Raw genomic sequence first — 12,398 nt, forward strand, 5'->3', positions numbered from 1 at the left:
TAATGTGGAGTATTAAATATTAACTGCTTGTTTGATCATATTGTAAAAAGCCTGATAAAAAGACGAATCCTGAGCGTATAATTTATAAAGCTCCAGTTCCTGTTTTCTTTGTTGAGACATTACTTCATCAAGAATTTTTTTCAATGCCAGATCTCTATTTTGTTCATCTGTATTTTGGGCAACTTTCATAGTAAAATCAGGATGTGCCTGAACTGATTTACTTAAAGAAATAAATTTGACTCTTTGATCTTCAGGGGTAGCTTCCCAACCATGAAACCATTTTTCATTGAACCCTTTAATAATCCTTTCTAATTCGTCTTTTTCAGCTTCCCCGTGTGCACCTCTAACATTTGGATTCTGAGGAGTTAACTCTGTTTCAGAATCGTCCAGAGATATAGAAGTATTCAGTTTCACTCTTTCCAAACCATACGTCGATAAGTCGACAGATTCTAAAAGTTGGTCTAAAGCATCCTGCTCTTTATCTTCAATTTTTAATTTTGGAATAAGAAACTTTAAAAACCAAAAAAGTTTTTCCCAAGAAATCATTTCGTAAGGAAGAATAGCTGCAATTTGTCCGTAAATCTTTACAAACTGTTTAGCTTTTATTTTGTAATCTGCCTTTTGGTTATCATCTAATTCCAGATCTGAAATAAATCTTTGAGCCGCCAAATCGATAATAGGACTTAAGAATTGTGCATCAATTTTATTAAAATATTTTTCATTGAAATTCTCTACTTCTGCTTGTTCATAGATTCCTGAATCATCCAAACTGTCTTTTAATTCGTGTAATACATTAATATCTGTTGCACTGTTTAATGTAGTAGAAGTATAAAAAGGATCAAAAGAAGTTTTAATATCTTCTACAGAATTAAAGAAATCCAATACAAAAAGATCTTCTGTTCGCTTATCTAATTTATTGGCAGAGCGATTCAATCTTGATAAAGTTTGAACAGCTAAAACACCTTGCAGTTTTTTGTCTACATACATAGCAGAAAGTTTAGGCTGGTCAAATCCTGTAAGATATTTATTAGCAACCACTAATATTCTATATTCATCTTCATCAAACTTATCTTTAGTTTCGCTTTCTGCAAAACCATTCATTTGAGCTTCGGTATATTCTATACCATCTACTGTTTTAGTTCCGGAAAATGCGATCACAATTTTAAAAGGATTCCCTTTCTTCATTAGCAGTTCAGTTAGCGACTTATAATATCGAATAGCAGATTCTATACTTTGTGTCACTACCATTGCTTTTGCCTTTCCCTTCAGTTTTTTTGTATTTACCACTGAGCTTGTAAAATGATCAAGCATTATTTCTGCTTTCGTACCAATGGTTTGCTTATGTTTTTCCACATAAGCTTTCAATTTTTTTTGAGCTTTTGAGGTATCGAACAACGGATTGTCTTCTATAGATTTTTCTAATTCATAATAACTTTTGTAAGTTGTATAATTAGCTAAGACATCTAAAATAAATCCTTCTTCAATAGCCTGTTTCATTGAGTACAAATGAAAAGGTTTGAAGGATCCATCTTCCTGTTTCTTTCCAAATTTTTCTAAAGTACTATTTTTAGGGGTTGCCGTAAAGGCAAAATAAGATGCATTTTTAGTCATTTTCCTGGCCTGCATCGCCTGAAGGATTTTGTCCTGATAATCTTCATAGTCCCGATCCTCTCCTTTATTTCCAATAGCTTCATTCAATTTATCAGCAGAACTTCCGGATTGTGAGCTATGTGCTTCGTCAATTATAACAGCAAATTGTTTATTGCTCATATCAGCAATATCTTTTACGATAACGGGAAATTTCTGTATTGTTGTAACTATAATTCTTTTGCCATTTTCCAATGCGGTTTTTAGGTCAGCAGAACTATATGCAGCCGCTACAATATTTTTAACTTCAGAAAATTCTTTAATATTATCTCTCAACTGCTTATCTAATAACCGTCTATCTGTTACCACAATCACAGAGTCAAAAATCGGCTGATTGGTTGATTTATTTCCTGCAACCGTTTCATTTTCAGGATAAGCTTCTATAAGTTGGTACGCCAGCCAGGTAATAGAGTTGGATTTACCCGAACCTGCACTATGCTGAATAAGATAGGTTTCTCCAGCTCCTTTTTGAGTAGTATCCTTCATTAATCTTCGGACTACATCCAGTTGATGATATCTTGGAAAAAATAAAGTCTTTTTGTTTAAAGCATCATTTTCATTGCCGTCAAATCTGACAAAATGCTGGATAATATTGGCAATACTATCTCTGCGTAAAATATCCTGCCAGAAATAAGAAGTTTTATGACCAAAAGGATTGGGTGGATTTCCTTTCCCAAAATTATTACCGAGATTGAAGGGAAGAAAAAAGGTTTTAGCACCATCCAATTTGGTGGTCATATAAATCTCATCAGTATCTACGGCAAAGTGAACAATACACCTTCCGAAATTGAGCAAAGGCTGTGTTGTATCCCGTTTATATTTGTATTGATTGACGCCGTGTACTTTAGCATTTTGTCCTGTCCATGGATTTTTGAGTTCTATAGTAGAAAGAGGAATACCATTGATGAAAATCACCATATCTATTTCTTCTAGTGGATTAGCAACTGAATACCTTAATTGTCGGGTAACAGAAAACTGATTACTCTCAAAATTATCTTTAATACTTTGACTGCTATTCTGTAAAGGAGCTACATAAAAAAGCGTAAACTGTGCATCATCAACTGCCAGACCTTTACGAAGCAGTCTCAAAATACCATATTTTTTGACCAACTTATCGAAACGGTCAAGAATTTTAATTTTCCAATCCGACTGGCGTTTTAGTTTTTCCAGCTCTTCTTTTTGCGTGGTTTCAAGGAAGTCCCAAAAGCGAACCTCATCCAAAGCATATTTTGCATTGAAGTCACCAGGGTTTCCAATATAGTAACCATTACCGTTGTAAGGAGCATTTGAATCTGCTACAATTCCATTTTTTATATCTTCTGTAGAAATACCACAGAGTGCTTTTTCTATGGCGGTTTCTAGGGCGAATTCGTTAGTTTGTGATTGCATGAGTTTTTAATTTTTCAACTAAGTAAGATTCAAATTCATCAAATCCAATCCCACTTTCTTCAATAATTTCTTGAGGTATCAATGTTCTGTAATCGCCGTCAAGATGGATCTGTTCTTTTTCATTAGTTTGTTTTAAAACACTAATAAGATGTTCAACACCATTTCCAATTGTAGTAATAAATCTGATAGCATACACAATATTATTGATATTTTTAACCTCGTAACGGTCATCTTCAAAATAATCTGTCATATCCACTGAACAAAGTGCATATCTCTCCTGATTTTCGTAAGCTGTTAAAGTTTGATTTTTTGACATACGTACTGATGATTTTTTATCCCACCGAGATTTCACTTCAATATAGTATTTTATATCATTTTTAATTTTAATAATGATATCTTGTCCGTCCTGTTCTTCTTTTACCTCATAAATAATATCATTAGGATCATATATTGATTGCAAATGTTCACGTAAAACTTTCTCAATGTGAGTTCCTATTTTGTGTTTAAACTGAAAGTTTGCTTTTTGTTGATGTTCATCTACTAAGAGTTCTGATGCTTTAAATAGTATATCTTCAAAATTAGGATTAGCGATTAACCTTCCAATACTTTTTAATTTATCACTTTCAAGCATTACGATTGCAAAAATATCTTCCTTTTTTTCCTCATTTGTTACAACAGAGATCATAATCGAAGCTTTCCTTTCATTTAAATGTGGAAACAGCTGTTGATATAATTTATCGCTCAATTTTGGTATTATTTTAAGAATCGTGAAAATATTCTCATGTTCCTCAATATTAACAACTTCCTTTGAGAATATTTCATCTTCAATAATTGTGGTGAGATATTTATTATTTATAATATTTTCTTCTAAAATAAATTTATTAAAATCCCTTAGAGAGAGTTTTTCATTTATATCTTCATTTTTTACTTCGAAATACAACTCTTTTATATCATCTATTACATTATCGTCTCTTTTTAAATTTTCAGAAAGGTGTAATTCATATAATTGATTTGGATAAATTCTACTCTCTTTATAAATATCTTTATAACTATCATCATATAGAGAATGAATTATTAATAGAAAATCCTCATTATTTGCAACCCATTCAGCATTATGTAAAGCAATAAGATTAAAGAAAATTTTTACAAGACTTTTTCGAATAGTTCTAATCTCTATCTTTTCATCAATTTCGCTTGATTGTGGAATCACTATCAAATCTTCACTAAGTCCATAATATTTTGATACTTCCTTTACTAAATTAATAGGTTTACTTGTAGATTCTAATGTAGTATTAAGTTTACAAACATCAAGCAACGCATAAAAAAATTGAGAATCAAGTTTATCTGCTGAATTAAACAATTCACTATCGTAATTATCTTCATTAATACTATTATTAACAAAAATTGATTTAGAGAAATCACGATTTTCTAAACAGTTTTTAATTTCATCAGAGAAATTTCTTGGCGTGAATTGATTAAATGTAAAATCAAAAATAAATTCTTTGTGAATTAACTGACTTGTCTTTTCAGGAATAAGAACCTTCCCAATAGTAATCATTTTATCATTGAGATTTTTAGAATCAATAAAATGATTCATTTTCTTAAATTCTCCAACAATATTTGGTAATAATGAGTGAGTTGTAAAATAAGATTCTAAATTATTATCTATTAAAAATCTATAATACTTTAAAAGGCTACTAAGTTGAAAATCTGATAATGAACAATTACTTATTTTTTCTACTAATTCTTGATGTCCGATAAAACTTATATTTTCATTATTCCATTTTTGTGCATTCTCACTCCACTTTTTGATACTTATTCTTGGAGGAAGATTCGGATAGAATCTGGAAGATAATTCATAAAATAAATCCGTTAAACTATTATCTTCGGAAATAAAGTCTTTTGAAAAATAGATAGCTTCTCCAACAGTTTTATATCCTTCGGAAGTTTCAACTAATCTTAAAGACTGGATTACATCATTCCAGGTTTTCTGTAAATCACTAAAATATTCATTTTGTAAAGAATTTTCCGATTCTGTATTAAAGTTTATGTTAGTATAATGCAAAGAATCTTTAACTACAAATACATCACTTTTTAAAAAAGAGAATATTAGCTCATTGCATCTACTTATTATATTACGGTTGGATTCTTCTTGATCTTTTATCTGATCTTTGTTACTACTCAAATGAATCCCGTTTCGAGGCTCTGTTGGAAGAAATCTATTGCAATTAATAATAAAATTAATACCAAAACTTTCTGACCCAATTAAAGGATAATATAAGAATAACCTAGCCACTTTTTCATTCAACTTATAAACTTCATTATTTTCATTTATAGGTAAAATTATTTCGATTTCCTCTTCTTCGTCTCGCAAACTATATAAAATTCCTTTCTCCCCATTTGTAGCTACTTCAGTTTGATACAAATTTATTCCTGCATTATTTGGAAACTTTTTTTTGTAAACAAACTCATAAAGTACTTTTTCTTCTTCTGAGTAAATAATTTCTATTTTTTTTATCCTTTCATTTATAGTTAGTACTAAAGGAATGTAGCTATTCAATTCCTGTTGTGATCTTTCAACACTTTGTATTTCATTTTGTGTTTCCGGAAGATATGTAAAGGTTGTTTTATAATTATTTACAGAAATTGGCGAGTGTGTCTTAATTATCTCATATACTTTTCTTTTCTGTATAGATATATTATCACTCAGCTCCTCCCATTTTTGAGGAGATCTATCAATTTCAAAATTATCTACAGGAAAATAGTACCCGTCAGCTTCTAATATAGAATCAATTGTAAATTTCCTTCCAAAACAATGAGTTACAAGAAAACCTGTACCGTATTTCCCAACTTCTTTTATTTCTTCTTCCCCATATTTACCACTAACCTGTTTGATGAGAGAAATTAATGACTTTGTTTTGAACGGTTTACCATTATGAGTAAATGCAATTTTTTTATTTCTGTAATCAATTATTATTTCGCATTCTTCTGTTAAATCACAAGCATTTTGTACCAGTTCCCAAATTGCCCTTGTAGCTGAAGAGTCATTAAACCTTTCAAAATCCCTCAGCATTTTATCAGCATGCTGTTTTAAGTCAGAACGCTCGTCTTCTTTTTCGGTGTTCTTAATAATTTTATCTCTGTCTAATGTTGTCATAATTTATTCTTGGTTATTAGTTTTTATTTTTTTTAGTTCACCCTCACCTTTCCCGTCACCACATTATCTATCAGCACCGTTTTATACTCTTTCAACTTTTCTATTTCCTGTTGCTTAAGCAAAATGGCTTTGGCGATTTTTTCTTCTATTTCTTCTAAATGGGAAACTATTCTGATTTGTTCTTCCAACTGCGGAATGGAAATAGGATGATTATTCAAGTCTTTTTGTGTCATACTTGGCAATGCAGTTGCTGTGCTGTAAAATGAAAATGGTATGCATTGACAACAATAAAAAAGAAACTTTCCTAAAAACTTTTTCTTGGGAATAGAATAAAACATTGTATCAACCGTCCAAAATTTCCCAATAATATGTTGAGGTTTGTCAATTGTTCCTTTTCTCCCAAGCAATATAGCTTCTCCGTCATACAGATATTTTGAAGCATAAGCAAATTGTCCTCCTGAACCAATTACTGGGTAACCTGATTCTGTTTCAACGTGCTTATAATCTTGTCCGTTTTTAATATTTAAACAATACTTCAACTTTCTCACCTCCCAATGCTCTGGAATCTCTCCTATCCAATCTAGACCACTGTCTTTCATTTTCACTTCATCATCCAAACCTTTGGTAACAGCTTTTTGGATAAGAATCTGGCGACGTTCTTTCAGCAGTTCGATTTCTTTTTCCTTGATGGCAATGGTTTGATCTATTTTAGAAGTTTTGTCGTCAAGAAAGATGGCGATGGTTTGTTGTTCTTCCAGAGGAGGAAAAGGAAAATTAAATCTTCTAAAATCTAAATAACTGATATTTTGTCTTAATCCTGAGCCTAAACCATAAATTATTTTATTGTTATCTATGCTTCTAAAAAAATAATGGAAGAATTTAGGGTCAGCATTTTCTTTAAATCTTAAGTTTAAATATGCACTTGTTATTATTCCTTCAAATTCGGAAATTGAACTTCTTAAACTTACCATATCATTCTGTAAATCTGTTGGTCTGAAAATTACATCGCCAACATTTACTAATTGATAGGTTTCGAATGATTCGGGAACAAGACCAGTAAGCTCACTTTCTGCTTTCACTCTAATTTTACCATAGCTTAAAGACAAAACAGTGTTCCTAATCATACCTTTGTTTTTTGCTTTGTTCTCATAAATAAAATTCAAACCTGGCAAAACTTTCCAATGCTCCGGAATTTCCCCAATCCAGTCCACACCGCTATCTTTATATTTTTCGTATCGCTGCATCGTCTAAAAATTTAAAATTTCAGCCAGCAATCCATCGCCTTCCTGTTCTAATGCAAGAATATCTTTCGTTACTTCCTCCAAACTTCGTAATGGTACAGGTTGATAAAAATATTTATTAAAACTTAATTCATAACCGATCTTTACAGAATCCAGAGCAATCCAGCTTTCTTCTACGTAAGGTTTTACTTCTCTCAGAAAATAATCCTGTATATTATCTTTTAATGGAATGCTTTCACTGTCACGCAGGTCGCTTTCGGTTTCATATATGGCGTATTCCCCTTTCTTAGTTGTTGGGAAGTAGCCATAATAAGGTAAGTCTTTTTCCGTACAACCTAAATAATCCAGTAAATCAGACAGTTTTTGACTGTTTAACTTTTCTACTTTTTTAATGACTTTATCAGCCTCTTCATCATACCAGCTTACCGTATCCAGAATCTGTTTCTTTTCGGAAGCAGAAAGTTTGGTTTTATCCAGCTTCAGAACTTCATCTACTTTAGCAACAAATTCATTAAAATTGGTATATACTTCTGTTCCCAATACTTCCATCAAACGAACTGCTGTTTGGTAAAGCTGCTCCTGTTTGTTCCAACTTTCTTTTTTTAGATAACCTGCCAATTGCTTAGCATTAATATTCAGGTCATGCTTTTCTATGTAGTTTTCAACTTCCTTTTTGTATTTCTCTAAACCTTCGTACACTTCCACCCCATAGGTATCATACAGCTCTTTTGAAAATGCGGGTTGAGATTTGTCCCATTTCAATACTTCAATTTTCTCTAAAGTAAATTGAGATTTCAAACGTTTGGGTCTTTCTATGTTTACTTTATAATATCCAAAATCAGCATTTTCAAAAACTTTACTGGCAATATTTCCAGTGTCTTTTTTATCAAGTTCATCCAGTTGAAGATAACACTTGACAATCTCCTGAATATGCTGTTTGGTAAGTTCACAGTTTTTATTACCAAGATTTTTTCTCAATTTCTGATACATTTCACCGGCATCAATCAACTGAACCTTACCTTTACGTTGAGCAGGCTTGTTATTGCTGAGAATCCAGACATAAGTGGTAATTCCTGTATTATAAAAAATATTATTAGGAAGCTGAATAATCACATCCAGCAAATCGTTTTCAATAATGTATCTTCGAATATTGCTTTCTCCACCACCTGCATCTCCTGTAAACAGGCTCGACCCATTGTGGACGGAAGCAATACGGCTACCTATAGTATTTTTGGAAGTAACGGCTTTCATTTTATCTACCATTTCCATAAGGAAAAGCAATTGACCGTCACTGCTTCTTGGTACAGCGTCAACAACTTCTTCTTCGCCCCAGTAATTTTTTAGCTTGATAAGAAAACGGTTGTCTATAACATCTTTTCCGTCTTTAATGTACTTCTGTTCACTCGCCCAGCTTTTTCCATATGGCGGATTAGACAGCATGAAATCGAATTTCGTTCCGGCAAACTCATCTGTAGACAAGGTAGAACCCACTTTGATGTGTTCGGGATCTTTACCCTTAATCATCATGTCTGATTTGCAGATGGCATAGGTTTCATCATTTACCTCCTTTCCAAAAAGATACACCGAAGTATTAGTAGCTTTTATTTCGCCCTCTTCATCTGTGATAAAGAGTTCAGACTCCGTAAGCATTCCACCCGTTCCGCAGGCTGGGTCGTAAATGGTAATCACTGATGGAATTTTATCCTTAATCGGTTCAAACACCAAATGCGTCATCAGGTCGATGACTTCTCTTGGCGTATAGTGTTCTCCGGCTTCTTCATTGTTCTCTTCATTAAATCTTCTGATTAATTCTTCAAAAACATAGCCCATGCCAAGGTTGGTCAAAGCAGGCAGTTTTCTTCCCGAAGAATCCAGTTTCTCAAAAGGCGTAAGATTGATATCCGGTGACGTAAATTTCTCCAACACATCCAGCAATACATCTTTGTTTGCCATATGTCTGATCTGCGATCGAAGATTAAATTTACTAATGATTTCCTGTACATTAGCACTAAAACCATTCAAATAGTCTTCGAAATTTCCTAACAAAATCTGTTGGCTATTGGTAGCCGAAGCATAAAGGCTTTGGAGTGTCCATTCACTAGTATTGTAGAAAACATATCCAGTGGTATCAACGAGTGGTTTATCTATATATTCTGTAACTTTCCAAGTCTCCTTTTGAAAAGCGGCTTCTTCTAAAACTTTATTTTTAGTAGGTTCTAATAATGCATCAAGCCTTCGTAGAACTATCATTGGCAGGATAACATCCCTATATTTCCCTCTTACATAAACGTCTCTTAAACAGTCATCTGCAATACTCCAGATAAACGAGACCAGCTTGTTGTGTACAGCGTGATTCATTCAAAAATTTTAAAGAGCACAATTTACAACTTTTGTGGCTACTGCTAAATAAGGAAAACCGTAAAAGGTAAAATAAGTGCTGAACCTTTTTTATTTATTATTGGAAACTAAAGGCCATTTTCCCATTTCGTACGAATCTGAATAAATGCACTAACTTTAGACTAAAGCCTGTTTCTATTAAATTCCTTCAGTATACTAAAAATAATAGCTCTGCCATTCCAAACTCCTACGCTCTTCATAATACTTTAACACCCTTTATAGCCTCTCCCCCGATAAATTTTCGTTCTTTTGCAAAAAGTTTTAATTTTTACCTAACCGCATGTCTAAGTTTGATGAAATCCGGTATTTCAATGATCAGGAAGTGAATGAGAGATTACAGAGCATCGCCCGTGATCCCATGATGAAAGCCTTTATGAATTTTACTTTTCCTGATACAGATGAGCAGGTTTGGCTGGAACAGTTTAAGAATGTTCATTCCATCAGTGATTTTCAGCATCAGTTTGTTGCCTTTGCCGTTCGCCAGATCCTTGCAAAAAGTTCTGACGGTTTAACGACTTCTGGCTTTGATAAGCTGGACAAAAACACCTCTTACCTTTTCATCTCAAACCACAGGGATATCGTTCTGGATACTTCACTGCTTAATCTGGTATTGCTGGAAGGCGGTTATGTAATGACGGCTTCTGCCATCGGAGATAATCTTGTGCGTAAGAAGTTCTTAAACGTACTGGCAAAACTAAACCGGAATTTTTTGGTACAAAGAGGTCTGCCACTTCGTGAACAGCTGACCAGCTCACAGACCATGTCTGAATATATTAAAGAGCTTCTGCTTCAGGAAAACCGCTCTGTATGGATTGCCCAGCGTGAAGGCCGTACCAAAAACGGTAACGATTCTACCCAGCAGGGTGTTTTGAAAATGCTTGCCATGGCAGCCGGAGATCAGCCACTGACAGAGTATTTTAAATCCTTAAAGATTGTTCCTATCTCTATCTCCTATGAGTATGATCCCACAGATTCCTTAAAGATGCCTCAGCTGCTGGCACAACACAGGGATGAGGAATACATTAAAGGGAAAAATGAAGATTTCACCAACATTATCAGCGGAATTCTGGGTCAAAAGAAACGCATTCACCTTCATGCCGGTGATGTTCTGAATAAAGAACTGGATGAAATTGCAGCGACCATTGACAATAAAAACAAACAGCTGCAGGCCATTGCACAGGTAATTGACCGTTCTATCATCAGTAATTATAAACTTTGGCCAACCAAGTACATCGCTTACGATCTGCTCCATAACACGAATACATATGCTTCCGAATATACGGAACAGGAAAAACAGTTGTTTGTCCGCAGACTTGAAATGCGCATAGATCCTTCAGATCCTGTTTCCAGAGAGTATTTCTTAGCAATGTATGCCAATCCTTTGGTGAATAAACTGAAGGTTGAAGAAGAGTATAAAAACTAGTTTAGGATACTATAAAGATAAAAAACCACTGTTATTGAGCAGTGGTTTTATTTTTAGTCTTTCAGATTTTTATTTGGATTTTGACATGGAATCTACTTCTATGATTGCCTCTGCAAATGCTTTTGGAGCTTCCTGTGGCAAATTGTGACCAATTCCGCCCGTTAAAGTATGATGTGCATATTGACCTGTATATTTTGAAGCATAACTTTCCGGTGCGGGAAATGCTGCTCCGTTGGCATCGCCTTCCAGGGTAACTGTTGGGACTGAAATGGACGGAGATTTTGCCAGCCTGGCTTCAAGCGCATCGTATTGTTTTTCTCCTTTTGCTAATCCCAGACGCCAGCGGTAATTGTGGATCACGATATCTACATGGTCAGGATTGTCGAATGCTTTGGCAGAACGTTCATAGGTCTGGTCATCAAAAGTCCATTTTGGAGAAGCCGTTTTCCATATCAGTTTATTAAAGGCTAAAGTATTGGCTTTATACCCCTTATACCCTCTTTCTGTTGAAAAATAATACTGATACCACCATAACAACTCGGCATTCGGAGGCAAGGGTTTTTCATTGGCCTTTGGACTTCCAATCAAATAGCCGCTTACCGCTACCAGTCCGGTGCATCGTTCAGGCCACAGTGCAGCCATGATATCTGCGGTTCTTGCACCCCAGTCGAAACCGCCAATGATGGCCTTATCGATTTTCAGGGCATCCATAAAGGCAATGATATCCAATGCAACAGCACTCTGCTGACCGTTGCGTTTTGTATCCGGTGAGATAAAGGTAGTGGTTCCATAGCCTCTTAAATAAGGGACTAAGACACGGTATCCTTTTTCAGCAAGTATAGCGGAGGATTCTTCAAAACTATGGATATCATAAGGCCATCCATGAAGAAGAACAACAGGTTTTCCATTGGCAGGGCCTACTTCTGCATATCCAACGTTCAGCAGTCCGGCTCTGATGTTCTTTGTATTCTGAAACGCGGAGGTAACGGATGTTTCCAGGTCTTTTTCTCCCTTGGTATACGTCTGTGCTTTTAAAGACAAAAATCCCATTCCCGTCAAAATAAACAGGGATAAAATGGATTGTATTCTTTTACTGAAGTTCAATGTAGTATTCATAATAGTGATGTTTTGTGATGGTAAAATT

The 12,398-nt window shown here is 34.2% G+C and carries 6 protein-coding genes; 1 reads left to right on the plus strand and 5 read right to left on the minus strand.

Features of this window, described 5'->3' with window-relative positions; translation table 11 throughout:
- Positions 1–12: 12 nt before the first annotated feature.
- The 4 genes from RHP76_RS07505 to RHP76_RS07520 are packed head-to-tail and all read right to left on the minus strand — an operon-like array spanning position 13 to position 9,792.
- Complete coding sequence (locus tag RHP76_RS07505) at positions 13–3,036, minus strand: type I restriction endonuclease subunit R (RefSeq protein ID WP_311229872.1); 3,024 nt, start codon at positions 3,034–3,036, stop codon at positions 13–15.
- A complete protein-coding gene (locus RHP76_RS07510) occupies positions 3,020–6,193 on the minus strand; it encodes a sacsin N-terminal ATP-binding-like domain-containing protein (protein WP_311229873.1) in 3,174 nt (1,057 codons plus the stop codon). The genes RHP76_RS07505 and RHP76_RS07510 overlap by 17 nt, the downstream gene beginning before the upstream one ends.
- A gap of 32 nt (positions 6,194–6,225) precedes the next feature.
- Positions 6,226–7,437, minus strand: coding sequence for a restriction endonuclease subunit S (locus RHP76_RS07515; protein ID WP_288442959.1), 1,212 nt, complete (start codon positions 7,435–7,437; stop codon positions 6,226–6,228).
- A gap of 3 nt (positions 7,438–7,440) precedes the next feature.
- Positions 7,441–9,792 carry a type I restriction-modification system subunit M gene (locus tag RHP76_RS07520; RefSeq protein ID WP_288442961.1) on the minus strand — a complete coding sequence of 784 codons (2,352 nt, stop codon included), beginning with the start codon at positions 9,790–9,792 and terminating at the stop codon, positions 7,441–7,443.
- Between the two features lie 319 nt (positions 9,793–10,111).
- On the opposite strand from RHP76_RS07520, the gene RHP76_RS07525 reads away from it, so the two are divergent.
- The gene (locus tag RHP76_RS07525; protein ID WP_288442963.1) at positions 10,112–11,254 is read left to right on the plus strand and encodes a 1-acyl-sn-glycerol-3-phosphate acyltransferase; all 1,143 of its coding nucleotides are present in this window, start codon (positions 10,112–10,114) and stop codon (positions 11,252–11,254) included.
- 69 nt (positions 11,255–11,323) lie between these two features.
- On the opposite strand, the gene RHP76_RS07530 is transcribed toward RHP76_RS07525, so the two are convergent.
- Positions 11,324–12,370, minus strand: coding sequence for an alpha/beta fold hydrolase (locus RHP76_RS07530; RefSeq protein ID WP_288442965.1), 1,047 nt, complete (start codon positions 12,368–12,370; stop codon positions 11,324–11,326).
- Positions 12,371–12,398: the final 28 nt, after the last annotated feature.

The organism is Chryseobacterium sp. SG20098 (genome assembly GCF_031844745.1).
GTDB classification, from domain to species: domain Bacteria; phylum Bacteroidota; class Bacteroidia; order Flavobacteriales; family Weeksellaceae; genus Chryseobacterium; species Chryseobacterium cucumeris.

Bases quoted from the DNA above. Each gene is read 5' to 3' on its own strand.
- RHP76_RS07520 (WP_288442961.1), bottom strand. From the start codon at position 9,792: ATGAATCACGCTGTACACAACAAGCTGGTCTCGTTTATCTGGAGTATT.
- RHP76_RS07515 (WP_288442959.1), bottom strand. From the start codon at position 7,437: ATGCAGCGATACGAAAAATATAAAGATAGCGGTGTGGACTGGATTGGG.
- RHP76_RS07510 (WP_311229873.1), bottom strand. From the start codon at position 6,193: ATGACAACATTAGACAGAGATAAAATTATTAAGAACACCGAAAAAGAA.
- RHP76_RS07530 (WP_288442965.1), bottom strand. From the start codon at position 12,370: ATGAATACTACATTGAACTTCAGTAAAAGAATACAATCCATTTTATCC.
- RHP76_RS07505 (WP_311229872.1), bottom strand. From the start codon at position 3,036: ATGCAATCACAAACTAACGAATTCGCCCTAGAAACCGCCATAGAAAAA.
- RHP76_RS07525 (WP_288442963.1), top strand. From the start codon at position 10,112: ATGTCTAAGTTTGATGAAATCCGGTATTTCAATGATCAGGAAGTGAAT.